The organism is Streptomyces sp. NPDC093089 (assembly GCF_044754405.1).
In the GTDB taxonomy this organism is placed as follows: domain Bacteria; phylum Actinomycetota; class Actinomycetes; order Streptomycetales; family Streptomycetaceae; genus Streptomyces.
Map to the genome: position 1 here is coordinate 1 of NZ_JBIVPA010000022.1, position 22484 is coordinate 22484.

At 69.2% G+C, this 22484-nt stretch carries 25 protein-coding genes and 4 pseudogenes; 12 read left to right on the top strand and 17 right to left on the bottom strand.

All coding sequences use genetic code 11. From position 1 onward, the window contains the following. The 3 genes from ACIQFX_RS36115 to ACIQFX_RS36125 form a co-directional block, all read right to left on the bottom strand. Window positions 1-361: transposase (locus ACIQFX_RS36115; RefSeq protein WP_402472149.1), on the bottom strand; the 361-nt coding region annotated here is incomplete at its 3' end. A 43-nt stretch (window positions 362-404) separates the two neighbouring features. Continuing rightward, window positions 405-848: a hypothetical protein gene (locus ACIQFX_RS36120; protein ID WP_402472152.1), complete on the bottom strand. Its 444-nt coding sequence runs from the start codon at window positions 846-848 to the stop codon at window positions 405-407. Between the two features lie 168 nt (window positions 849-1016). Continuing rightward, window positions 1017-1196 (bottom strand): hypothetical protein, encoded by a 180-nt coding sequence (locus ACIQFX_RS36125; RefSeq protein WP_402472154.1) that lies wholly within the window; start codon window positions 1194-1196, stop codon window positions 1017-1019. 313 nt (window positions 1197-1509) lie between these two features. Between ACIQFX_RS36125 and ACIQFX_RS36130 the strand changes: the two genes are divergently transcribed. After that, a complete protein-coding gene (locus ACIQFX_RS36130) occupies window positions 1510-1995 on the top strand; it encodes a transposase (protein ID WP_402472157.1) in 486 nt (161 codons plus the stop codon). A gap of 50 nt (window positions 1996-2045) precedes the next feature. After that, window positions 2046-2219, top strand: a pseudogene (locus ACIQFX_RS36135) (IS630 family transposase); the annotation flags it as partial. A gap of 117 nt (window positions 2220-2336) precedes the next feature. On the opposite strand, the gene ACIQFX_RS36140 reads toward ACIQFX_RS36135, so the two are convergent. The 5 genes from ACIQFX_RS36140 to ACIQFX_RS36160 all read right to left on the bottom strand — a co-directional run bounded on the left by ACIQFX_RS36140 (window position 2337) and on the right by ACIQFX_RS36160 (window position 8271). After that, window positions 2337-2879 (bottom strand): hypothetical protein, encoded by a 543-nt coding sequence (locus tag ACIQFX_RS36140; RefSeq protein WP_402472159.1) that lies wholly within the window; start codon window positions 2877-2879, stop codon window positions 2337-2339. Between the two features lie 297 nt (window positions 2880-3176). Next, the gene (locus tag ACIQFX_RS36145; RefSeq protein ID WP_402472160.1) at window positions 3177-4841 is read right to left on the bottom strand and encodes a beta-1,3-glucanase family protein; all 1665 of its coding nucleotides are present in this window, start codon (window positions 4839-4841) and stop codon (window positions 3177-3179) included. A 143-nt stretch (window positions 4842-4984) separates the two neighbouring features. Next, the gene (locus ACIQFX_RS36150) at window positions 4985-6247 is read right to left on the bottom strand and encodes a family 16 glycosylhydrolase (RefSeq protein ID WP_402472163.1); all 1263 of its coding nucleotides are present in this window, start codon (window positions 6245-6247) and stop codon (window positions 4985-4987) included. Window positions 6248-6657: 410 nt separating this feature from the next. Then, on the bottom strand, window positions 6658-7809 hold the full coding sequence (locus ACIQFX_RS36155) for a S1 family peptidase (protein WP_402472165.1): 1152 nt from the start codon (window positions 7807-7809) through the stop codon (window positions 6658-6660). 222 nt (window positions 7810-8031) lie between these two features. Further along, window positions 8032-8271 (bottom strand): LamG-like jellyroll fold domain-containing protein, encoded by a 240-nt coding sequence (locus ACIQFX_RS36160; protein WP_402472168.1) that lies wholly within the window; start codon window positions 8269-8271, stop codon window positions 8032-8034. Between ACIQFX_RS36160 and ACIQFX_RS36165 the strand changes: the two genes are divergently transcribed. After that, window positions 8202-9275: an IS5 family transposase gene (locus ACIQFX_RS36165; RefSeq protein WP_402472378.1), complete on the top strand. Its 1074-nt coding sequence runs from the start codon at window positions 8202-8204 to the stop codon at window positions 9273-9275. The two genes, ACIQFX_RS36160 and ACIQFX_RS36165, sit on opposite strands and share 70 nt — an antisense overlap. Here ACIQFX_RS36165 and ACIQFX_RS36170 read toward each other — a convergent pair. The 3 genes and pseudogenes from ACIQFX_RS36170 to ACIQFX_RS36180 all read right to left on the bottom strand — a co-directional run. Next, window positions 9265-9522: pseudogene (locus tag ACIQFX_RS36170) on the bottom strand (GNAT family N-acetyltransferase); the annotation flags it as partial. The gene ACIQFX_RS36165 and the pseudogene ACIQFX_RS36170 overlap by 11 nt on opposite strands. 66 nt (window positions 9523-9588) lie before the next feature. Then, on the bottom strand, window positions 9589-10359 hold the full coding sequence (locus tag ACIQFX_RS36175; RefSeq protein ID WP_402472171.1) for a transposase: 771 nt from the start codon (window positions 10357-10359) through the stop codon (window positions 9589-9591). 55 nt (window positions 10360-10414) lie between these two features. Continuing rightward, entirely contained in the window at window positions 10415-11353 is a 939-nt protein-coding gene (locus ACIQFX_RS36180) for a hypothetical protein (RefSeq protein ID WP_402472174.1), read from the bottom strand. Between the two features lie 1028 nt (window positions 11354-12381). Between ACIQFX_RS36180 and ACIQFX_RS36185 the strand changes: the two genes are divergently transcribed. The 7 genes and pseudogenes from ACIQFX_RS36185 to ACIQFX_RS36215 all read left to right on the top strand — a co-directional run bounded on the left by ACIQFX_RS36185 (window position 12382) and on the right by ACIQFX_RS36215 (window position 16410). Then, complete coding sequence (locus ACIQFX_RS36185; protein WP_402472176.1) at window positions 12382-13122, top strand: alpha/beta hydrolase; 741 nt, start codon at window positions 12382-12384, stop codon at window positions 13120-13122. Window positions 13123-13458: 336 nt separating this feature from the next. Next, the gene (locus tag ACIQFX_RS36190) at window positions 13459-13860 is read left to right on the top strand and encodes a transposase (RefSeq protein WP_402472178.1); all 402 of its coding nucleotides are present in this window, start codon (window positions 13459-13461) and stop codon (window positions 13858-13860) included. After that, window positions 13742-14299: a transposase family protein gene (locus ACIQFX_RS36195; protein WP_402472381.1), complete on the top strand. Its 558-nt coding sequence runs from the start codon at window positions 13742-13744 to the stop codon at window positions 14297-14299. Before ACIQFX_RS36190 ends, ACIQFX_RS36195 begins: the two co-directional genes overlap by 119 nt. Window positions 14300-14541: 242 nt before the next feature. Then, the gene (locus ACIQFX_RS36200; RefSeq protein ID WP_402472181.1) at window positions 14542-14910 is read left to right on the top strand and encodes a hypothetical protein; all 369 of its coding nucleotides are present in this window, start codon (window positions 14542-14544) and stop codon (window positions 14908-14910) included. A 154-nt stretch (window positions 14911-15064) separates the two neighbouring features. Continuing rightward, window positions 15065-15351, top strand: a pseudogene (locus ACIQFX_RS36205) (WhiB family transcriptional regulator). Between the two features lie 117 nt (window positions 15352-15468). Beyond that, entirely contained in the window at window positions 15469-15915 is a 447-nt protein-coding gene (locus ACIQFX_RS36210; protein WP_402472184.1) for a hypothetical protein, read from the top strand. A gap of 183 nt (window positions 15916-16098) precedes the next feature. Continuing rightward, window positions 16099-16410, top strand: a complete 312-nt coding sequence (locus ACIQFX_RS36215) for a hypothetical protein (RefSeq protein WP_402472186.1) — start codon at window positions 16099-16101, stop codon at window positions 16408-16410. Window positions 16411-16581: 171 nt separating this feature from the next. Here the strand turns inward: ACIQFX_RS36215 and ACIQFX_RS36220 are convergent, their stop codons facing one another. Further along, window positions 16582-16953, bottom strand: coding sequence for a hypothetical protein (locus tag ACIQFX_RS36220; protein ID WP_402472189.1), 372 nt, complete (start codon window positions 16951-16953; stop codon window positions 16582-16584). A 96-nt stretch (window positions 16954-17049) separates the two neighbouring features. Then, a pseudogene (locus ACIQFX_RS36225) lies at window positions 17050-17987 on the bottom strand (IS256 family transposase); the annotation flags it as partial. A 394-nt stretch (window positions 17988-18381) separates the two neighbouring features. On the opposite strand from ACIQFX_RS36225, the gene ACIQFX_RS36230 reads away from it, so the two are divergent. Then, entirely contained in the window at window positions 18382-18816 is a 435-nt protein-coding gene (locus tag ACIQFX_RS36230; protein ID WP_402472191.1) for a DUF6892 domain-containing protein, read from the top strand. Window positions 18817-19048: 232 nt separating this feature from the next. Continuing rightward, on the top strand, window positions 19049-19171 hold the full coding sequence (locus ACIQFX_RS36235; protein WP_402472194.1) for a hypothetical protein: 123 nt from the start codon (window positions 19049-19051) through the stop codon (window positions 19169-19171). 25 nt (window positions 19172-19196) lie between these two features. On the opposite strand, the gene ACIQFX_RS36240 is transcribed toward ACIQFX_RS36235, so the two are convergent. From ACIQFX_RS36240 to ACIQFX_RS36255, 4 genes are all read right to left on the bottom strand, one after another. Beyond that, entirely contained in the window at window positions 19197-19571 is a 375-nt protein-coding gene (locus ACIQFX_RS36240; RefSeq protein ID WP_402472196.1) for a hypothetical protein, read from the bottom strand. A 584-nt stretch (window positions 19572-20155) separates the two neighbouring features. Beyond that, window positions 20156-20713: a hypothetical protein gene (locus ACIQFX_RS36245; RefSeq protein ID WP_402472198.1), complete on the bottom strand. Its 558-nt coding sequence runs from the start codon at window positions 20711-20713 to the stop codon at window positions 20156-20158. Between the two features lie 103 nt (window positions 20714-20816). Continuing rightward, a complete protein-coding gene (locus ACIQFX_RS36250; RefSeq protein WP_402472200.1) occupies window positions 20817-21509 on the bottom strand; it encodes a D-Ala-D-Ala carboxypeptidase family metallohydrolase in 693 nt (230 codons plus the stop codon). A gap of 569 nt (window positions 21510-22078) precedes the next feature. Next, window positions 22079-22402 (bottom strand): transposase family protein, encoded by a 324-nt coding sequence (locus tag ACIQFX_RS36255; protein ID WP_402472384.1) that lies wholly within the window; start codon window positions 22400-22402, stop codon window positions 22079-22081. Between the last annotated feature and the right edge of the window lie 82 nt (window positions 22403-22484).

The following is a 22484-nucleotide window of genomic DNA, read 5'->3' on the forward strand; positions in this document are numbered from 1 at the left end:
CCCGGACATGGGTGGAGTCGATCACCGCCCGGGACCAGTCCAGCTGCTTCGCCGACCGCAGCTTCGTCAGCAGGACGGCATGGAGCCGGTCCCACGCGCCGGCCTCGTTCCACGCGGCGAGCCGCCGCCAGCACGTCATGCCGGACCCGAAGCCGAGCTCCTGGGGCAGGTACTCCCACTGGATGCCGGTGTGGAGCACGAAGAGGATCCCGCACAGAGCCTGCCGGTCAGGAACCCGAGGCCGCCCCGCCACCAGCTTCGGTGCCGGGACCGGCAGCAACGGCTCGATCAGCGACCACAGTTCGTCCGACACGACCCACGGTCGAGAGTTCCTCTTCCCCACGAACGGACCAACGAGCATCCAAGCCGACAGTCACCCCATTAATGACTTCTGTTAGGACCTCTTATTCCTCCCGAATGCCCCCGAGAGCCCAGCCGGATACGTCAGCCAGTCGGCCCCTCCAGCTCGGGAACGTGAACAGTCTGCCGTTCGGTCCCAGCACAGCCGCGTCACGGAGGTGAATCCACCGCGGCAGGTCATTCGGCTTCCGCACTCCCGCCTGGCGCAGTACTGCTGCAGCCTTGCGTTGGAAGCCGACGACGCCTGGCATGCCTGCGTTGGTTGCAACAGCGTCCCAGCGGTCCAGGTACTCCTCTCGGCCGATGAGCTCGCCACTGACGATGCCGCCCGGCACGTGCAGCGTGATGCTGACACTCGTCCCTCGGTTCTCCTCCGAGTCGACCATCGAGACCAGGAGGCGCAGGTCCAGGTCGAGGACCGGTTCCACGATGTCCGGGAACTCCGGATGCGCTTCGGTTCTCTGGGAAGCCTCCTCGGAATCCGGCATGGCACACCCCTCCTGTCGGGACTTCCGTACTTCCACGAGAGACGGAACGGGCCTCACCTGCAGTCTGATCGTCTGAAGGTAGCGCCCCCACGGACAACGTGCTCCGGTGTACAGCGTGCGGGCCGCGACAATTGAAGAGCCGAAGTACGTACGCGCGAGGGGGCTCCTTCAGTGAGAGGACGGAGGGGTGGAACGTCCGCGGATTGCGCGACCCACGAGCACGGCGAGCGGAACTACGACCACGACGTACGCGGCGCAGGCCGCTGCGGCCACGAAGCTGCCGGTGACGGCAAGGACGAGTCCCCCGAGCACGAGGCCGGCGGCGAGGGTCGAGAAGAACAGGCGCATGGGATGTTCAACGACTAGAGCTGCCGGGGGGCTCTGAGAGCCGCCCAGGATCTGGGGACGGGGACCCCGTCGGGGGTTCCTCCCACGACGCTGCCGACACGCCCCCTTTTGCGGCGGAACAGCACGTCGTGCTGTTCGCCCTCGTCCACATGGTCCAAGGCATCTCCCACATGGTGGCGCCCGCCCGGTGCAACGTGCGACGGCTTCCCGGGCGGGCTCTACCTCTATGTTGCGCCCTGCGCGTGACTGCTCAAGTTGAACTCGCCTTGTCGTGGGTGCTGACGGACCTTGATCCCTGCGATATGACGTCGGGGTGCGATACGCGCAGGGGGGTGGTTTCACTGCCCAGGAGCAACAGTGTCGGAGGCGGGTACGGCTGGAGGCCGCCGAGCGGTCCGAACGGGGTGACGGCAACAGGGTGATCGCGGCTGACCTTCGGGTCACCGTGCGGTCGGTGGAGCGGTGGTGCCACACCTGGCGCCAGGGAGGTTCGGATGCCTTGGAGTCGAAGGGGCCGCAGTCGCTGCCCCGGCTCGGCGAACGGCAGTTCGACCAGCTGGAGCGGGAGTTGGAGAAGGGACCGCTCGCTCACGGCTGGGAGGACCAGCGGTGGACGCTGGCGCGGATCAAAACTCTGTTCGGCCGACGGTTCCACGTCTCCTGCACCGTCCAGGGCGTATGGAAGTTGATGCGACGCAACGGCTGGTCGTGCCAGCAGCCGGTCCGCCGGGCAATCGAGCGCGACGACGGGGCGGTCGAGATGTGGAAGAAGCAGGTGTGGCCGCAGGTAAAAGCCTAGTGGCGGCGCTCGGAGCCTGGCTCGTGCTCGAGGACGAGGCTGGTGTCTCGATGACGCCGGCGCGGGCCCGCACCTGGGGACGCCGTGGCCGAACACCCATCGTTCGGGTGCGTGGCCGCTCCCGTCGGCGGGTCTCAATCGCCGCCCTGACCTGCTACAAACCCGGGGACCGGTCCCGGCTGATCTACCCGCCCAGGCTCGACGACGGCCAGGGCAGGCGGTCAGACGCGGCTTACGGAAGATCCAGTACCGGCCGCAGCTCATCGACGGCTGCCTGGCCGCGACCGGGCTGACCACTGCGTTGCCGTGATCATGTTCGACATCGGCAGGACTTGGCCGCATCAGCGGTCGCGTGGTCCGCGAGCGACGATCGGAGGAGCGTCGCCCTCTGGCAGGACGACCAGGAACCGCCAGAGGTCGTGCTCAACGTTCGCCAGTCCGATTGTCGCCGCTGACGCGAAAGCTTCGGCAGCGGGCCCCACACCCTCGGTCAGCTCGTCGATCCTTGCGTAGAACTTTGCCAGATCTGCGGAGCGGCCGTTGATCCACAAGCGAACCGTCGTCCCTGTACGAAGGGCGGCGAGCAGCTCATCGCGCATCGTGCCCGGAGTCGAATCCAGGACTCGGTCGTAAAGGCGCTCCTGGGCACAGGGCCGGGTCGGGGCCGCGTCGGCCTGCTGACGGCACCGTCGACACGACTGCAGCGCGTCGGGAACGAAAAGATGCAGATAGGCAGTGGTGTGCCGTGCCGATATGCCACACAGCGTCCCGCGCGCGCCTACCGCGTGCTCCACGCCAGGGGCCCCGTTCACCTCGCAAGCACCGAAGCGAGCCGGCTCCCGTGCTGCTGCGAACGACCAGCCATCGTTTGGGACCTCGATCACGCGGACGAGTGTGCCACAGCAGCTCAACCATCCGGTCCTGCCGCCGACATCACGAGTTCAACCTGAGTAACCGACCGCAGTTCGGAAGGCTGGTCCCTCGATCAGGTGACTCGGGGACGAGCGCCCTCATCGGGGCCGAAACCGGCCCGCGGCATCCGGGCGCAGACAGGTGGGCTGCGCATCCGTGAGATCGCTCCGCAGTGGCCGCGGGGCGGGCTTGCGGTGAGAACCGTGCTTTCGTCCCGGCCGGCACGGGGCCGGGACCCGCGCGTCCGCGAGCCCCGGCCCGGAGATTCCTCAGGCGAAGGTGAACCAGTTCACGTTGACGAAGTCGGCGGGCTGGCCGCTGTCGAAGGTCAGGTAGACGTCGTGGGTGCCGGTGGTCCGGCCGATGTCGGCGGGTACGGTGCGCCAGGCCTGCCAGCCTCCGGTGTTGGCGACGGCGAAGCTGCCGACCGGGGTTGCCGTGGGGCTGCCGAGGCGGACCTGGACCAGGCCGCTGACGCCGGCGGCGGCCCCGGACGCGACGCGGGCGTTGAAGCGGGTGGCGCCGGTGGCGCCGAAGGCGACGGACGAGAACTTGAGCCAGTCGCCGTTGGACAGGTGGCCGACGTCGGATCCCCCGCCGCTGTCGGAGCACGCTTCGACCTGGGCCCCCGACTGGGCGTTGAACGCCTCGGCCTGGATGGTGGCGAAGGCGCTGACCCCGCCGCCCGTGGCGGTGGCGGTCGGCGTCGGGCTCGGCGTACCGCCGCCGGCCGTTCCGCCGACGGTGATGGTCCAGCGGCCGGGGCTGCCGGACTGCACCTTGCCCTCGAAGTCGACGCCGGCCGGGTGCACGTCGTCGTACGGGAAGGCGTACCCGAGGTGGTCGGGGGTCGTGGCGTGCAGGATGCGGGCGTAGTGGTTGGTGCGGGGCCGGGTGTAGAAGGCGGCAGGGTTCTCGGCGGTCGGCTGGTGGGGGTTGTCCAGCAGGGTGGTGCGGTTGAACGCGGCGGCGAGCCGTGCGCTGAGGTTGCCCATCAGGTCGTTGCCCGTGGTGAAGGGCGCGTCGCTGCACGAGAAGATCGACAGGGTCGACGGCTTGGCGAAGCTGCCGGCCCCGGGGAACGTGAGGGTGTCGCCGTTGACGCGGCCGGTGAGCGTTCCCCAGGTGAACTGGGTGTCGATGCGCAGGTCGGTGGAGCGGTACTTGTTCCACACCTCGTCGACGTAACCGTCGAAGTAGCCCCGGAACAGGGCGTTGTTGCCGCGGATCGCCAGGTTGGGGCTGAGCACGCGCAGGTCGCCCCCGCCCTTGCTGACGATGAGCCGGCTCCAGTCGCTGCCGTCGGCTGCGGACTGGGCGCGCAGCGCCGCGGCGACCCGGGACAGCCCGTCGGAAGGCAGCCCGCGCACCGTCTGGGTGCCCTGGCCGGTCTCCAGTTGGAAGGCGATCGGCAGCGAGACCATGTCGACGAACGTGATGTTCGCGTACAACTGGTCGGCGTTGAAGGTGAATTCGCAGAAGTCGTGGTGGACGTTCGCGTTGGGGTCGGTGGGGTTGCTCACCGACGGCAGGGCCAGCCCGCCGCCCCGGTTCATCAGGAAGGTGAGCTTCGCGCCGACGGAGAAGTAGATGCGGCCGCTGTACAGCCGAGGGAGCGTGACCCTGCGCGCCCCGGCACCGGACGCGTTGAGAGCGATGGCGCAGTCGGCCCCGAGCGGGGTCTGGTCGTTGGCCGGGGCCGGCGGGTGGTACAGGGTGGAGCCGTTGGCCTGGATGAAGGCCCAGTTGCCACCGGCCGCCGGGTCGCGGCCGAGCACGTAGGCGTACACCGTGTTGTTGCCGGTGGTGTTGACCAGGTCGAGGGGGAGCGTGGGCGTGGTGGCAGCGTTCGCGCCGGCCTCGAGCCAAGTGGCCACGGCGGGGACCGCCACGGCCAGGCCCGCGGTCGCGGCGAGGAGTTTTCTGCGGGACATCGTTCGCTGGTGGCGTGCCGTCACGGTGGGGGGTCCGTTCTGAGTGAGGTCGGGTCGGGGAGCGATGGGATGCGGGGATGCGGGGACGCAGGAGGAAGGGGGAGAGGACGGGAGGGGAGGGCCCGTCCGGTGGGACGGGCCGGTCAGCCGATCGTCCACTTCTGGTTGGCGGAGCCGGTGCAGGTCCAGGTCTGGAGGCGGGTGCCGTCGGCCGAGGAGTTGCCCTTGGCGTCCAGGCACTTGTTCGCGCCGACGTTGGTGAAGTCGTGGGCGGCGGTGTACGTCCACTTCTGGGCGTTGGTGCCGTTGCAGGTGTAGAGCTGGACGACCGCGCCGTCCGCGGTGGAGCCGCCCGCCACGTCCAGGCACTTGCCGAGGGCGCGGACGGTGCCGTCGCCGCCGACGGTCCACTGCTGGGCGGCGTTGCCGGTGCAGTTGTGCAGCTGGATGGGGGTGCGGTCGGCGCTGGAGGCGCCGGCGACGTCGACGCACATGCCGCCGATGCCGCGGATCGGGCGTGCGGCGGGCGCGCTGCCGGAGGAGGAGGCGCGGACGTAGTCGACGGTCATCGTCTGCGGGAACGCCGTGGAACCGTCCGGGCTGCCGGGCCAGTCGCCGCCGACCGCGAGGTTGAGGATGATGAAGAACGGGTGGTCGAAGACCCACTTCTTGCCGCCGGTGTCGGCCGGGGTGAGGGTCTTGTACGCGGTGCCGTCCACCGACCAGACGATGGAGCTGGGGCTCCAGTCGACGGCGAACACGTGGAAGTCGTCGGCGAAGGCGCGGCCGCCGGGCAGGCTGTACGCGGAGCCGAGTCCGCCCGCCCCCGAGTAGCCGGGACCGTGCACCGTGCCGTGCACGGTGTTGGGCTCGCGGCCGATGTTCTCCATGATGTCGATCTCACCGCTGTTGGGCCAGCCCACGGTGCCGAGGTCGTTGCCGAGCATCCAGAACGCCGGCCAGACTCCCTGGCCCCGCGGGATCTTGATGCGGGCCTCGAAGCGGCCGTACGCCTGGGTGAAGGTCCGGGCGGTGTTCAGCCGGGCCGAGGTGTACTGACACTGCCCGTACCAGCAGCCGAGGCCGGCGTCGGTGTTCTTCCGCGCCGTGATGACCAGGTGGCCCTGGCCGTCGAGCGCGGCGTTGGAAGTGCTGTTGGTGTAGTACTGCAGCTCGTGGTTGCCGAAGCCCGAACCACCGCTCTCCAATGTCCACTTGGCGGCGTCGGGCGCACGGCCGGCCGCGCCGTCGAACTCGTCGGACCACGTCTGCGCGGCGACCGCGGCACCGGCCCGTGGGGCGACCGAGCCGCTGAAGGAGATGAGGACCGCCGCGACGAGGGCGGCGGTGAGGACGAGCACCACGCCGCCGAAGGACCAGCGTCGTGCGCGATGAGCAGCAGCCATGGGCGTACTCCCTTGTCTGGGGGATGGGGAACGAGGGTGACAGGGCAGGTCGAACCGTGCGCTCTTCGCCTGAGAGCGCTCTCAGTCGTGACGAGATGGCACCCGCGGGCAGTGAGTATTACGGAGGAGTAACTGCCATGGCAACGTCGGAGGTTAGTTCTTACATGCCTCTGAACTGCGGTTTTCTCCAGCAGTCCGTGACTTAACGCTCCCTTAAGGCTGGCTTGAGGGAGCGCGGGAGCTTGGAACGGGGCACTCGGAGTCACCCCGCAGCCGCGCACCCGAGCCGACGAACTGGTGGTACGCACGGCTGGTGACGGTGTCGACGGCGGAGCCGGAGGCGTGGGGGAGCCGCACCGCAGGTCCTCCCGAGCGCTTGCGCCCGGAAGGACCCGTTCGCTGTCGCGGGCTCAGGCGGTGTGCAGCCGCAGGCCGTACCGGCCGAGGATCTCGTTGATCGGCTGGAACCACGTCTCGCCGCCGGAGGAGCAGTTGCCCCAGCCGCCCGAGGTGACACCCTGGGCCTGGTCACCGCTGAGGAACGAGCCGCCGGAGTCGCCGCCCTCGGCGCAGACGCTGGTCTTGGTCATCTGGTACACGGCACCCTGGCTGTAGTTGACCGTCTCGTTCTTGGCCAGGACCGTGCCGCAGCGCCAGTGCGTGGTCGAGCCGGAGCGGCAGATCGAGGAACCCACCGGGGCCTCGGCCGAGCCGCGGACGAGCTGGTCGGGGATGGTGCCCCAGCCGAGCACCACGGGCACGGTCCACCAACCGCTGTGGATCGAAACGTACGCGTAGTCGTCGCCCGGGAACGACGAGCCCTGGAAAGTGCCCATCGCGGAGCCGTCCCAGCCGCGCACCGCCGCGCCGGCCCGACCGCAGTGCCCGGCCGTCACGAAGCCCCCGTACACGGAGAAGCCGATCGAACAGCGGACGTTGCCCGTGTAGTACGGGTCGCCGCCGACCGTGCCGGCCGCGTACGTACGGGGAGCCTGCTCCGTCTCGGCGACGGTGACGGGGCCGCCGGCCCGGGCCCGGTCCACGAAGGACCGCACGGCGGGGTTCTGCCGCTCGGAACGCACGACGTCGACCACCACGCTGTTGGTCCTCGGATCGACGTGCCAGCCGGCCACTCCGGCGGGTGCGCGCAGCGTGTCCAGGCGCGCCTTGGCGCGGTCCAGCGCGGCCGCGCTGTGCCGGACCAGCCGCGTGTCGGCGCCCAGCGCCCGGACCTCCGCCTCCTCGGCCCGGTCGGTCACGGCGACGACCAGCCGGCCGCTCGCCGCATCGAACCACGAACCGCCATAGGCCGCGCCGACGCTCTGACGAGCGGCCTTCTCCACCGCGACGGCGGCCTTCTCGGCGCTCAGTCGTTCCTCGGCCTCGGCGGCGGTGAGCCCGAGGTCCCTGCTCATGGCGTCGAGCAGTCCGGCCGAGGCGGACGGCGCGGCCGACCGCTCCGGAAGCGGGGCCGCGCCCGCCGCGCCGGCCTGGGCAGCGCCCAGACCGACTGTCAGAAGCAGGGCGGCGATGGCGGCGCGCAGGGGGGTGGTGCGTTTCACGGTACCTCCTGATGCGGGGGGCTTGAGAGCGCTCTCAGTGAGGCGCCGGCGTCACGGTAACCGGCCTTGCTTGTCAGGTCCATACCAACTTTCGGCCGTCACGACGGCCGGTTCCCGCCCCCACCCGCGGGCACGACGAAGTCCCGGAGCACGATCCCGCGCTCGCGGTCCGGGGGGTTCCGGGGCCGCACGGTCATCCCGCACGGCACCGTAGACGTCGCCCTACGGCTTTCCGGCTGCGCGCGGCGCGGCCACCTCCTCAGAGGAAAACGCCTCGTCGAAGGCGTGCGCCCCGTCGACCGAACCCTTCCAGACGTCGATGCTCCCGCCGCCCCACTCGGCGCGGCCGACCGCGAACGGGCCGGTGCTCACATCAGCCCGTCCCGGGAGCGCTGTGGCGGCCAGGACGCCGTCGACGTACGGCCGGATCTCGTTCGTCGCCGCGTCCCGGACACCCGCCATGTGGTACCAGTGCCCCAGTTCGGAGGCGGCGCTTCCTCGGACGGGGAGATCTCGCGGCCGAGCAGTGGGCAGTGCTGGAGCCGTTGTTGCCGAAGGGTGCGAGGGTGGGCCGGTCGCCCGTCTGGCCGCGGCGGCAGTTGATCGACGGTGTGCGGTTCCGTGTGCGGACCGATGTGCCGTGGCGGGACGTGCCCGTCGAGTACGGACCGTGGAGCCGGGTCTACGACTTGTTCCGCCGGTGGCAGCGGAACGGCACCTGGCGGCGGATCCTCACTCGGCTTCACTCCCTGGCCGACATGAGAGGCGCGATCGTCTGGGACCTGAGCGTCGACTCCACGGCCTGCCGCGCTCACCAGCATGCGGCCGGGGCCCGCATGCGGGGTGGCCTGCAGAAGGAACTGCCGGGCGGTGTGTTCACCGAGCCCGGGGATCACGGGTTGGGAAGGTCGCGCGGCGGGTTCACCACCAAGTTGCACTTGGTGGTCGAGCAGGGCCAGAAGCTCCTGTCGATCGTGATCCCGGCAGGGCAGCGCGGCGATTCGCCGCAGTTCGAGCCCGTGCTGGAGAGGGGTCCGTGTACCCCGCCTCGGGCCGGGCCGGCCGCGCGTCCGCCCCAGCCGGGTCCGCGCGGACAAGGCGTACGCCTCCTGCAAGAACCGCGCCTACCTGCGCCGCCGCGGCAGTCGCGGCACCATCTCGGGCATAGCGGATATGGCGGACAGGGCAGAAAGGGCGAACAGGCCGACCAGGCGCGCAACCGCAAGAAGCGCGGCTCCCGCAGTGGCCGCCCGCCCGGGTTCGACGCCGAGGACTGCAAGGCTCGGCATGCCGTCGAGTACGGCATCAACCGTCTCGAAAGGAACCGGGCCGTGGCCGCGAGATGCGACAAGCCCGCGGGCCGCCACGAGGCCGCTGTCCTCGTGGCGGCCATCAATGAATGGCTGACGGCTCATTCAGGGATGACGGGCGGACCTCCGTGGACGTCCGGGCGGTTCAGGCGTTGATGGCATGTTCGACGAACTGGCCGCAGGCGCGGAACCCCAGGCGGCGGTATACGGGCTCGCCGTCGGCCGATGCCTGCAGGACCGCGATGCGGTGGTCTCGCTCGCGGGCTGTGTGGAGGGCCGTGAGCGTGATGGCTCCGCCGTAGCCGCGCCGGCGGTGGGCGGCCGGCGTGAAGATGTTGTAGATGCCGGCGACTCCCGCGTGGTGGAACACCTCGGCGGAGCAGACCGGACGGTTCTCCACGTAAGGGCTGTCCCGTAAATGATCTCCGAGTCTCCTCGGGCAGGCTTGGTGGTCGTGTAGCCCGCTGGCCTATCCGGCGAGGGCGAGGTTGTGCATCCGGGCGATGCCGAGCATGGCGTGGTGGACGCCGTCGCCTTTGAGGCGGCAGTCGCGAAGGATCTTCCACGTCTTCATGCGGGCGAAGATATGCTCGACACGAGCCAGGACCTGCTTGTGGGACTTGTTGTGTTGCTCTTTCCAGTCGGGTAGTTCGCTCTGCCCGCGCCCGCGGCGGTGCGGGATGACCAGTCCGGTGCCCGGGTAGCCGCCGTCGGCAATCGTGAGGGTCCTGCCGACGGCGGCTTTGGCCCCTGATTCTTCCCATGCCTTGCAGTCGTTGCGGTTCCCGGCGAGCGGCCGGCCGACTACGACGACCAGGCGGGTGTCGGCGTCGATGACGACCTGGTGGTTGGTGGAGTACCGGTAGTTCTTCGATCGCTCGGCGATGGCGTGGTCGCGGATGGGGACCAGGGTGCCGTCGACGATGAGCACGGCGTCCTTGGTGAACCGCTTGCGGGGCTGGAGGGCGACCATCGGCCCGAGGTGGTCGATGATCCGGTCCGCCGCCGACTTCGAGACCCCGAACAGCGGCGCGAGCTGCCGCATCGTGAGGTTCGTGCGCCAGTAAGCCGCGACCAGCAGGGCCCGGTCCTCCAGTGGAAGACTCCACGGCCGGCCCTTGCGGACCACGTCCGCACCCTCGCGCCGCAGAACCGTCACCAGCTTCCCGAAGGCTCGTGGGCTGAGCTCGGTAAACGGGGCTATCCAGGACGGATCCGACGCCGTGATCACACCAGCCACAAACAGATCGTCGCATCATGCCTGCTGACCACGGCGCGTCTGTCCGTCGCCTCGGTCACCTGCCAGGCACGGACTCCCCGAGTACCTCCGCACCGACCTGCCGCGCCAACCACTCCGCTCGGGGGAGATCCCCGAACTTGGACAGGTGCACGAACACCGTGTGCTCATCGGCGGGAAGCTCCCCGTCAATGTCGAGGCTGTTGAACACCACTTGGACTGCCTCGTACTTCGCATACGCCTCAAGATCGAGTTCCGGCACGTCTGGCCAGCTGCCGTCCCAGTAAATCGACGCGGGGCCACGGCCCAGGGCCTGGACGAAGAGATCCTCCAGCTCATCACCCACCGTCGCCTCGGCGTCCACGCGGAACGGCAGCAACGTCACGAGCCCATATGAATCCCTGGGCAACGTGTCCGCCCGGTACTCATGAGTCCACTCATATGAGTCGAACGGCATGCCTTGTGCGTTGTAGACAGCCTTTGGCAGCACCCCCACCATCCTCCACACGTCCTCGGCCGTTTGCAGCTCAGCGGTTAGCTCGACAACCGAATCCCGCTTCTCCATCAGCGAGCACAGACGCCGTGCCAGCGTGAGCGTGTCCGCTGCGCTGGCACTCCTGAAGAGCGGGTACGCCCTTGAGTCACCCATGATCGCCACGATGTCACACCCGCCGACACTGGCCCCAGGTGCGTGGTGCAGAAGTACGCGAGGGTAGCCCTCGGCCGTAGTTACGGGACAGCCTTTAGCAAGATCATTCTCGCCGAGATTTCCTGCACTCAACCATTCACACCCACTGTTAGAGGCCACCCTTCGTCGTAGGCCCTGCGCGATTGCCGCTGCCGCTGCCGCTGCCGGTGTCGACTGTGACAGCGATGCCTCATCGGGGTCCTTTTTCTGCTCTGGGGTTCTGGCGCGGTCGATGGCTATGTCAACTGGATCAAGGCGCTCAAGCGCGAGATGTTCGGCTGTGCGGTCTTTGAGCTTCTTCGGAAGCATGTCCTCGTGTCGTGCTGGTGCCGAGGCTTGTCGGTTGATCGTGAGGGCTTCCCGAGACGGCTGTGTTCAGCAGTCGGATGTCGTACGCGGTCCAGCAATCGGAGATTTCGATGCCGACCTCGCTGCCGCAGTGGGCGCACAGCAGGTTCGGTCCGTTGAGCCCGTCCCGCCGACAACACCCGTAAAGCCGAGACGGGTCCGTGTGGGGCCGCAGGAGCACACCATCCAGGGGGTTGATCACCCGGGTGGCACTCGGTCCAGCGGGACCGTACGGGTCTGGGGCACCGGAAAAGAAACCGGCAGGCACTGTCGACGGACCGTATGTGTAGTGCTCCCGGCCCCGTACGGACGGCAGCGGCTTCCACTCACATTGCCCCAACGGAATTCGACAAGGGAGCAGCACACGACCGACACCTGAACACGACCAGCACCCCTGGCACCCTGGCACCTCTCCCGTTTCGAACCGCGTTCCTTGTCGTCATCCAACCCCCGCGCGCCTGGTGGAGGCCGGGCAGGGCACTGCCTACCGGCATGTGTGCGCAGTCGTCCTGGAGGGTGATCTCCTCCGTTTCGCCGGGCGCCGGGGTCGCCGAGGGGCGAGGTCGATGTGGTGAAGGGCGCGCGGGAGTGTGCGAGACCCTGAGCCCTCGCCAACTTGAAGTCGCAGGTCAAAGGGCTGGTGTGACCGGTGCTCAGGGTGCTCACGCTGGTCATGGGCGGCTGTCTGCGCAGTAGATCGTCCGTCAGCGGTTGGTTGCCGGTTTTCCGGTGCTCGAAATCGGTGGCGGACGTGCGCTTCCCGACCAGTGACAGGCGTGACTCCGACGCCGTGGTGTTCGGCCGCAGAGCCTCCTCAAAAACCCGTTGGCGGAACCACGGCAGCCACTGCTATGTTCTCGGAGGCCGTGCAAGAGAGCGAGGAGGTGGTACCCGTGAACGTATCGACATGGGTGCTCCCCTCCGGGGTCACGGTCGGGCGGTAGGTCGTCCGGGAGCGCCGTTCCATGGCACTCCCGAAAGGCATGACCGTGCAATTCACTTCTGAACAGCGTCTCGACGACGCTGTCCTTGAGCGCGAATTCACCCTCGGCGAGATCCCCGGCATCCTGTGGACGCCCGGATCTGCATCCACATCCGCACCGGCGCCGCTGATCCTGCTCAGCCCCCCTCCTCTCGGGCTGCGCAAGATGTACCCCCGGCTGCTGGCCCGGGCCCGGCACTCCGCGGCGGACGGCTTCGCCACGGCCACCATCGAGCTCCCCGGAAGCGGCGACCGGCCCCGTTTGCCCGCAGCCGAGCAGGCCGTCGCCGACCTGCGCCGGGCTATGGAGGCCGGCGAGCCGGTCAGCGACGAGATCATCGACGCCCTTGTCCTCCCCCTGGTCGACAAGGCGGTCCCGGAATGGCAGGCCGCCCTGGACGCCCTCCTGTCGCTGCCCGAGATCGGCGGCCCGGTCGGGTACTCGGGGGGAGTGATCTCCATCGGGACTCGGCTGGCGGTGGTCGAGCCGCGTATCTCGGCCGCTGTTCTGTTCGCCGGGAGTTTCGTCCCTCGCGCCATGTTCGAGGAGGCCCGCCAGGTCACCATCCCTCTGCACGTCCTGCTGCAGTGGGACGACGAAGGGAACGACCGGCAGGCGGCCCTGGACCTGTTCGACGCCTTCGGCTCCAAGGAGAAGACGCTGCACGCCAATATGGGCGGGCACACCGGCGTTCCGCAGTTCGCGGGGGACGCCGCGGCCCAGTTCTTCACCCGACACCTGAAGTGACGCCGGGCCGTCAGGCCACCAGCAGACGGTAGCCGTGTTGGCCAGGATGCTGCTCATCTAGGGACGGGTCCCAGCCCCCTCGGCTCCCTACACCACGGGCCCCTGCCAGACTCTTGGCAGGGACCCGTGCTGCCCGAAGCCATGAATTGCTCGACGTCCGCAGAGCTTCGAGTGCTGTCCCAACCCGTGTACAGGCGCTGTCGGCTCGTGAACAAAGCCACTCGATCACACCCTTTTCCGGAAAGCCCCACCAATAGGCTTCTACGATCTGTGCATGCTGGATCCCGAGCTGCTGGTACGGATCACCGCGCGGCGCGCGGAACTGGACGAACTCGAATGATCAAACAACGGGTTCAGGACACTGCCCCTGACCTGCTGGAACTCCACGGAGTCGGACCGGACTCGGCCGCGGCGCTCCTGGTCGCGGCCGGGGACGACCCGGAGCGCTTCTCCAGCGAGGCGTCCTTCGCCGCACTGTGCGGAGTGAGCCCGGTCGAACGGTCGTCCGGCAAGAGTCAGCGGCGTCGGCTGAACCGCGGTGGCGACCGCCAGGCCAATGCAGCTCTCTTCCGCATCGCCCTTACTCGGCTTCGCGACCACCCCGAGACGCGTGCCTACCTTGCGCGACGGACCGCGGAAGGTCGAACCAGAAGAGAGATCATCAGATGCCTCAAGCGGTATCTCGCCCGGCAGATCTTCAAGATCATCAGCACTTCGATGGCGACCAGGGCAACTTGACGAACATAGAGGCGTCAAGCACCGCAGCCACGGCCTGCACTTCCTCGCCCTGACCGACGAGAGCAGCCGCCTGATCTGGATCTCCGCCGCCCGGCCCGGCCGCACCCACGACAACACCGCCGCCCGCCACGACCACATCCTGGCCCACCTACGCGCCGCCGGCCTCGGCGCTCTGGCCGGCCTCGGCTTCCGCGGCCTGGACAACGACATCCGCGACCCCGTGATCATCACCGGCTACACCGCCAGCCGCACCCACAAACTCACCGCCGGTCAGAAGGAAGCCAACCGCGTCCTCGCCGTCGGACGCGCACCGGTCGAGCGCGGCTTCGCCCACCTCAAGAACTGGCGGATCCTCACCAAACTCCGTACCGATCCCGCCCACGCCACCCAACTCCTGCGTGCTCTGCTCGTCCTGACGAACCTCGAAGTCGACCGCTAACGGACGATCTTGTCCGCAGACTTCCGCCCGCGACCAGCACGAGCACCACGAGAACCGATCACACCAGCCCTTTGACATGCGACTTCAAGTTGGCGAGGGCTCCCTGCACTGCACTGCACTGCACTGCACTGCACACAGGCACGCGTGGTGGCGATGGACGAGTGTGGGCAGAGGAGGACCCGGGCGCGCCCGCCAACTCGTGGTCCCCGCGGGGGAGGGTGTGTGCTGGGAGCATGGCGGGCATGACCACTGATCATCCCGCCAAGCGAGGCGGTGCCGGTCGTGACTGGTTCGCTGCGTTCTCTGATCGGGCGTCGAACGTCACCAGCTCCCCGTTCTTCTACGTGCTGTGCGTGCTCCTGGTCTTCGGCACGATCGCCCTGCACCTCGTGCACCCGCCGCTGTCCTGGCTGATCTTCGCCGGAGACCTCATGACGTCGGTCAACCTTCTACTGCTGGCTTTGCTGAAGAACGCCGAACGGCGTGACACGCACGCCGTTCAGCGCAAGCTGGACGCGATTGCCGCGGCGCTGCTGGAGCAGCGCGAGGGCACGAGCCAGGAGGCGGCTGATGAACTGCGGCGCGCCATCCGTTTGGATGAGCGGCAGTGAGGATCGAGGCCCGGTGATCCAGCTCTGGGTACGGGGCGGCGGGGTGCAGACCCGTGGCACGTGCTTACGCAGCTTGCCTGCTCTGCCGAACATCACCGAGCAGGCGGGTGCGCAGAGATCGGTGGATGCGTCGAGACGCATCGACACGACCTGGATGTCGTCGGGACTGTGCAGGACGGCGCGAGCGGACGACCTGTCCGTCGAGGGAGCGGCACAGCCACGCGAATGCACTGCGCACCGGCTGCCCTGTGCAGGCCGAGCACCTGCTGTACGGGCTCGATCAACGGGTGGAGCAGGATAGGTGGGGGCGGCATGGGGGAACGTGAGCGCCGGGCCTTGCTGAAACGTCGCCTGAACGTCACGTCCTGGGCTCGACTCCTGGATACGGCTCGGCGTCAGAACGAGCAGAGCAATCGTCAATACTTGTGGCTGACTGCTTGAACAGCCGGCTGGGTTGATGCCCCGGAGGATGTCGCTTGCCTTTGATCTGGAGATCGTCAGAGTCTGGAGCGGTGAAGATGAGACGGGCGCCGTGTTGTCGACTGCGAGGAGTACTACGTGTTGGGTGAGGCGGAGTATGAGCGCCTCCTGACGGACTCTGAGGCAGCTCGTTCGCTCGTCGAGGCCGGCCGTCGCCACCGGCACGACGACCTGCTGATGCAGAAAGTCGGGCTGGACAGCTACGGGTCGATGGCGCGCGTGCGCGAGATCGGAGTCATGCTGATCCCCTCCGAAGCCAGGAGCCTGCTCGTGGCGTATTTCGCCGAGCATCCGCCGGCGATCTCGGGCGAGCTGTACATCGCGCCGGAGTGGTACGAGGACGCCGTGGACTACCTGCCGGTCTGGGGTGCGCGGGAGTTCCTCGTCGACGGCCGGGAGGCGTTCGGCCGGTGGGACAACCTCGCGATCTTCATCGACAAGCGCACCGGCGAAGTCCGCGAGGACTGGCACACGCCGAACTTCGGCAAGATCAAGGCGATGACGCCCATCGCCGTTCCCGAATGAGCGAAGGGGACCGGTCCATGCTCGACGCGGCCACCGAACGGTTCGTCGACCGGGTTCGCGCGCTGCCGGCCGAGTCGCTCGCCACGGCCTTCGAACCGACCACCGGGGCAGACGTCCGGTCGGCGCGCCGGGCGAGTCGTCCGGCTTGCTGCTGCGGCGCACGCCGGTCCGAGGAAGGCGCGCATGACGGCATTCAGGAGTTCTGCCCCGATCACCTCCGACCCCGACGAGAACCGGCTGGTCGCGGTCGGCCGCGCCCTGTTCGCCACACTCGCGGACGACCCGGTGCTGAGCTTCGTCGAGCTCCCCGACGGCCTCGGCGTCTGCCTGGTGCACGCCGCCCGCGGCGGCGGAAAGATCTACGTCGCGCCCGACGAGACGGCCCTCTTCGTAGGTTCGGCGGTGGACTTCGAGGCCGGCCTCGAAGCGTTCTGGGGCTGCGTGCGCACGCCGCTCGAGACGTCCGTCATCGATCGCGGGGGAGCGGACACCTGATCGGTGAGAGACCGCCCGCAGGGACCCAGGCCGCCGACTTGCCCCGTGCTCTCCCGAGGCCCGACGCGGACTCGGCCACCAGCTCGCCCGGCAGGCGGCGCCAGGACAGTCGCGGAACGGATCACGGCGGAAGCGCCACGGTGACTTCGGCTCCATCGCGTTCTGAAGCGATCAGCTAGGAGTTCGGTCCGGCAGGGTCACACCCGAGGTGGTGAAGGGCGCGGTGAGGGTCGCGTACTGGCCGACGGTCAGCGTTTCGCGCTTCCACACCGTCTGCGCGGTGAGCACGGTCCGGGAGATCGCCGCGCGCAGCCCGCCGGAGCGGTAACTCGACAGTTCTTCGGCGCGTGCGGCGAAGGCGTCGCGCACCCGCTTGTTCAGTGCGCTGAACTGCGACGCGGAGAGTTTCGGTACGACAGAGTGGTCGTACGCGCCCGAAGCCACCGCTGTGGCGGTGGCGTGCCGGATCTCGTCCAGAACCTCCGCCGTCAGCCCCGACGCCTCAGCGACGAAAGCCGCCACCTCAGGTGGAATCGTGGACATGCGGCCCCCTGGAATCCGGCGCGGGAACACCGATCGCGCAAGCCGCCCGACCGAGGTGACAACACTATAAAGAGCTGTGGTTCGGGTGACGCGTGATCAGGCAGCGGCGGCCTGTGCGCGCTCGACCAGGACGCCGTCTTCGACCAGGACGCCGTCTTCGAACGCGGCGCCCGCGCGGACCAGGGCGACGAGGTGGGCTCCGGTGACCGCGCGCCAGCGGGCCTGGGCGGACTCGACGAGCTTGAACACCATGGCGAGGGCTGCGGCCGGGCTGCCGGCGCCGCGGGTGACCTTGCTGCGGAGCTTGACCGTGGAGAAGGTCGACTCGATCGGGTTCGTGGTCCGCAGGTGGATCCAGTGCTCGGCCGGGAAGCCGTAGAACGCCAGCAGTTCCTCCCAGTCTTCGGCGATCTTCGCGACGGCCTTGGGGAACTTGGTGCCGTAGGTCTTCGCGAACGCCTCGATCGCCTTCTCGGCGTGCGCGCGGTCCTCGGCGTTGTCGATCTCCTGCATCGCCCTCGTCGCGCTCGGCTGCGCGGACTTCGGCAGGGCGTTCGTGACATTCCGGCCCTTGTGGACCCGGCACCGCTGATGGCGGGCAGCCGGAACACCTCCGCCAGTGCCTTCCACAACCCCATCGCGCCGTCGCCGACGACCAGCTCGGGATCGCGCATGCCCCGGCGGCGACAGTCGCGCAGCAGGTCGGCCCACGACTCGGCCGACTCACGCAGCCCCTCGGCCAGCGCGATCAGCTCCTTCGTGCCGTCCAGGCGCACACCCATCAGCACCAGGACGCAGGAGCGCGCCTGCCCGAGTCGAACCTTGGGGTGCACTCCGTCCGCCCACACGTACACGTAGTCGGACTCAGCGAGGTCGCGCTGCTGGAAGGCGGCGTGGCCGTTCTGCCGCTGCCTCGTCAGCCGGGTCATGGTGGCCGGCGACAGTCCGGCCGCCGAGCCGAGGAACTGTTCCAGCGCGGGCACGAAGTCCCCCGAGGACAGCCCATACAGGTAGAGCAGCGGCAGCGCCTTGCTGGATCACTGCGTCGGCGTGGCTCCGGGGGCCGGCATGGAGTGGACGGTGGTGCTTCGGGCACGCCCCTTTCGGCACAGTGCTGAGTGTCTGCCATGAGGCGGCGGCGGTGAGGCCCCTGCGGGAGGATGTCGCCGATGAGCGGTAGGTTCGGGATGGTGTGCCGGTAATGGCTGCAGGCAGGTCACCCAGCGGGTGCAACAGCCGGCGAACGTGCGGACCCCCGAATCGTGCTGCCTGCGCGCGCAGGTCAGTCATGTCGACACACTGCTGGGCGCCGCCGACATCCTGTCGCCACATGTACGACCACGGAACCCGCGCCCCGACCGCCGCCTGCCTCCGCCCGGCCGGGGCCGGCGCAGGACCCGTGTCGTACCTCCGTGGTAGTCATGCCTCATGAGTCAGTTCCGCGATTTCAACCTCAAGCTGCTCGTCATCGAGGAGCTCATGTACGGCCCCGAGCCGCTCCTCCCGGTCTACGACCTGTCGACACGGCTGGCTGAGCGGGGGATCGGCGACCCCGCGTCCTACGCCTTGGCAAATGGCCTCCATGCGGAGGTGCTGCCGGAGTCCCGGGCCCACTTCGAGTCTCTGGAGATCCCGGCCGAGCTGCTCGCCCGAGTGGAGGAGCTGTGCTTCGACGCAGGGGCGGACGTCTTTCGGCATTGCGCCCCCGCTTGGGACGGTGAGGACGACCTGTTCGACGTTCGCTCGCTCGACGACCTCGCCCTGCTGCCGAACCTGCGGGAGGTGACGTTCGTGGAGGACGGCGTCCTGGCGGTGCCGGAGGCAGCGGAGATCTTCGCCGCGTCCGGCATCGACACCGACTGATCCCCGGCCCTCGTTCGTCGCCCGCCACCACGGCCGGGGCCTCAGGGCCCCGGCCGGTGAAGGCCGCGTACCGCCAGGAAGGGCTCCGTGAACGCGCAGGGAAGCGCAGCGTCCTGCGGGCGCGAAGCCCGAGGATGCCGCCGAGCGGGTCGGTCATGTGGAGCACGACCTGCAGCCGGTGCGGAAGACCACGTCGAGGACCGCCGCACGAACGGCCAAAGAAGGTACGGCGGTGAACACCGCTGTAGAGCAGCGCATCAGCTGCCTCGCGCAGCAGCGCGGCCCGGCTGCGCGATGCAGCGAACGTGCCATCGCCTGCCGGGCCGCGCTTCAGCTCGCCGCGGTCTGCATCTGAACCAGACGCTGACCGGCGGCGTCGATCACGGGGTCGTGAGGGTCGGGTTCTTGACGACCTTCGCGCAGATCGCGTACGCCTTCAGCTTGCCCGGGTTGCTGGTGTCGGAGTTCGTCGCGAACGCCCACCAGCTCTCCCCGGCGATGGGGATGCTCGCGCCGAGCTGGTAGCGGTCGGCGTAGGAGTTCCCTGCGGTCACCACGGCGCCGCCGCCGGTCCGGGTCTCGCCAGCCGGGCACTCCGCCACCGCCGCCGCGCGGCCCGGGTACCCGCCGCTGGCGACCGGGATGGTCACCTCCGCGCTCTCCACCACGCGCACCACATCGTCGGCCGCCGCAACGCCGGCCGGCATGAACGCCATCGCCGCGGCAGCGGCCGCGACAAGAGACTTCTTCAGCACAGGGATTCGCTTTCACTCGATCAGGAACGGAAAGCCCGCACACCTTCACGGGCCGACCTCAGATCTACCGGTGTGCGTCTCTTCAGCCTGCTCGACCGCGCCCGGCAGCCCGAGGGTTCACTGCCGAAACGATCATGCTTAGCGCAAACAGTCCTGCCCTGTGTGACCGCTGAGCTCGCCGGGGCCGGATGCCGCCCTCGCGAACGTCTGCGACCGCTCCGGCGCGACGACCGCGGCCCTCACCTTGATGCGCCTCGACGACCGGATCGTCCCGGACAACGCCGACGACACCCACGACTTCGACCTTGAGACCGAACCCGCCGTCGCGCGCGACAGGAGAAAGGGAGGAAGGGGAGGGAGGGGAGGGAGGGGAGGGAGGGGAGGGAGGGGAGGGAGGGGATGGCAAGGGCAAGGAGCGGTGAGCCGGCAGGTATGCGCGGATACAACCTCCCCGCCCTCCCGCTCTCCGGACCTGCACACCTCAACTCGCTGGCACCCCCACCATCCAATCCCCACGGGCGGGGGCACAGTCCTGGCCGGTCGCGGTGATTCCCGCCCCCCGGCGACGGCCTGACCGGCACGCGTCACACCCCGCGGACCGAATCTTCCCTCCCTGTCCAGCCGGTGGCTGCCACCGCATCCCGCGCGATGTCCACGACGCGCCTGGCATCGGTGGCCACCCGCACGGTCCCCGCCACCGCCCGCCGGTCCAGGAGTCGCGCGGTGCGGACGCTGCGGGCCCACTCCTCCTCCAGTCCCGAGCCGAGCTCCCGGCCCGTCAGCCGCTGACGGGTGGTGGCGTCGGACGCGGTGAGCAGCACGCGCACGATCCGTACGCCGGTGCCCATGGACCGCTGGAACATGCCGGTGGCCTCGGGGAGCACGCTGGCGGTGTTCGTGTAGATCAGGTGCCGGTAGCCCCGGTGGGAGAAGTTCGCCCATACGGCCGTCAGATTGACCTCGGTGATCGCCGAGCGGTCGGGGTCGCCTGCCGGGGCGGGGTGCACCTGCCCCATGAAGTCGCCGTCGACGATGGCGTGGGGGATGGCCTCGGCGCGCAGCAGCGCCGAGACCTCCCAGCCCACGGTCGTCTTGCCGACCCCTGCCCGCCCGCCGATGAGGAGTACTTCCGCGTCGTCCATGCGGGCAGGGTGTCAGCGCTCTACGGCGTCCCGCGATCCGGTATCGGGCGGCCGTGCGCTGTCCGGGCCGGGGAGTACGAGGAAACGGAACGCCGTCGTGTCGTCAGATGCCGCAGCTGGACGCCGACCAGAAGCGGGCGTCGCGGTGGTCGACGTGGGCGTGGTCGCTGTGTCCGGGGTAGCCGGGGCCGAGGATCCCGTTGAAGCCGTGGTTACGGGCCTGCTGGGCCAGCGTGCACAGTGAGTGGGGTCCGGCACCCAGGTCGGCCGCGTCTCCGTAGAGGTGGCGGCTCGAGGTGGCGCCGCCGGCGGCGTCGTTGCAGGCCTGGCTGCGGAAGCCGCTGGTGACGCGGATGCTCTGGTCGCCGAGGGCGTGCCGCAGGGCCTCCAGCTTCCACATCGTGCGCAGGGCGTTGGACTTGGCGGTGGCCGCGCTGACGGCGCCGCCGGCCCAGGTGGTGTTGCAGTTGTTGAGTTCGGCGTAGGAGAAGTGGAGGGGGGTGCAGTCGTCGTCCTGGAGCGCGTAGATCTTGCTGAAGGTCGCGGGTCCCGCGACACCGTCGGAGGCCAGACCGTAGGCGGCCTGGAAGCGCTTGACGGCGGCCGCCGTTGCGGGACCGTAGGAGCCGTCGATCGCCAGCACCCCGCCGTATCCGGGATATCCGGCCACGCGGATCTGCAGCGCCGTGACGTCTGAGCCGGAGGCGCCCTGGGACAGGGTGCGCGACCAGGTGTAGCAGCCGTCGGCCTGGGCGGTGCCGGCGGTGGCGACCACCCCACCCAACGAAGCAGTCATGATCATGACAAGCGAGAGAAGTAGGCGAAACGGCAGGGAACGCAGCGGGCGTCTAGACATCGATCCTCCATGGCCTCACGAATCAGAGGTGACCCAGGAGTGAGGGTCCCCCCGAGACTGACGGCCCGGTCGACGCGCGTCAACCACGCCGGAGCGACCGTCATTTGTTGAGCCAATGACGCCCGGACGAACAGGAGGCCGCCCCTGCCCCACCGTGGCGGTGGACCCGCGCAGCACGGGCGTCAGCGGGCGCCAGGGCATGAACCCCCACAGCGCCGCCCACCACCTCTCGCCCCGCACCACGCCCCGACACCACTTCCAGGGCACGCCCCCGACGGCAGCCGTCCGCGACCCCCGCCATCCCCTTCTCGACGCCGGGCGGAAGGTCCTGCCCGAACGACGCCTCAGCGGTGGAAGTCGAGGCATCTGCGTATCTGCTCCTGCGGGTGGCCGGCTCCACGCCGAACAGCTCCACACCGCGGCCCCTGACGGCCTCGTCCGCCGTCTCCAGTGGTCCCCGCGCGTGGTCGGCGTCCACCTTCCCAAGTCCGCAAGCCGACGCCCGGTCATCACCCTCGCCCTCCCGATCGCCCTCGCCTTCGTGCTCGTGGGCGAGGCGTCCGGCGCGCAGCGTCGCCGCGAGCAGTACGGCAGGCAGGATCGGTGGCCGGTACGTCGACCACCTCACGTACGTATCGGTACACGGTCGCGATGCCGATGCCGATGCCGAACCAGGCGGCGAGCCGCATGTATGCGTTCCCACATCGGAGGTGGGCACGGACGAGCAGGGCCTGATGGCCGACGGGCAGGCGGCGCCCCGGATCCCGATCCCTCGCAGCCGGGCACGCGGCCGTGCAGCCAGGGAGCGCAGGGTGTGGCTGGACAGACTCGATACCAGCCCGACTGTCGGCCGCCTCACATCCGTCACCGGCCTGCCCCGCCCAGGCCCTGCCCCCCGCTCAGGCCCTGCCCCCC

Coding starts and splice junctions, on each gene's coding strand:
- ACIQFX_RS36120 (WP_402472152.1), bottom strand. CDS start 848: ATGCCGGATTCCGAGGAGGCTTCCCAGAGAACCGAAGCGCATCCGGAG.
- ACIQFX_RS36125 (WP_402472154.1), bottom strand. CDS start 1,196: ATGCGCCTGTTCTTCTCGACCCTCGCCGCCGGCCTCGTGCTCGGGGGA.
- ACIQFX_RS36145 (WP_402472160.1), bottom strand. CDS start 4,841: ATGTCCCGCAGAAAACTCCTCGCCGCGACCGCGGGCCTGGCCGTGGCG.
- ACIQFX_RS36150 (WP_402472163.1), bottom strand. CDS start 6,247: ATGGCTGCTGCTCATCGCGCACGACGCTGGTCCTTCGGCGGCGTGGTG.
- ACIQFX_RS36160 (WP_402472168.1), bottom strand. CDS start 8,271: ATGGCGGGTGTCCGGGACGCGGCGACGAACGAGATCCGGCCGTACGTC.
- ACIQFX_RS36180 (WP_402472174.1), bottom strand. CDS start 11,353: ATGCTTCCGAAGAAGCTCAAAGACCGCACAGCCGAACATCTCGCGCTT.
- ACIQFX_RS36190 (WP_402472178.1), top strand. CDS start 13,459: ATGATCAAACAACGGGTTCAGGACACTGCCCCTGACCTGCTGGAACTC.
- ACIQFX_RS36200 (WP_402472181.1), top strand. CDS start 14,542: ATGACCACTGATCATCCCGCCAAGCGAGGCGGTGCCGGTCGTGACTGG.
- ACIQFX_RS36215 (WP_402472186.1), top strand. CDS start 16,099: ATGACGGCATTCAGGAGTTCTGCCCCGATCACCTCCGACCCCGACGAG.
- ACIQFX_RS36220 (WP_402472189.1), bottom strand. CDS start 16,953: ATGTCCACGATTCCACCTGAGGTGGCGGCTTTCGTCGCTGAGGCGTCG.
- ACIQFX_RS36230 (WP_402472191.1), top strand. CDS start 18,382: ATGAGTCAGTTCCGCGATTTCAACCTCAAGCTGCTCGTCATCGAGGAG.
- ACIQFX_RS36245 (WP_402472198.1), bottom strand. CDS start 20,713: ATGGACGACGCGGAAGTACTCCTCATCGGCGGGCGGGCAGGGGTCGGC.
- ACIQFX_RS36250 (WP_402472200.1), bottom strand. CDS start 21,509: ATGACTGCTTCGTTGGGTGGGGTGGTCGCCACCGCCGGCACCGCCCAG.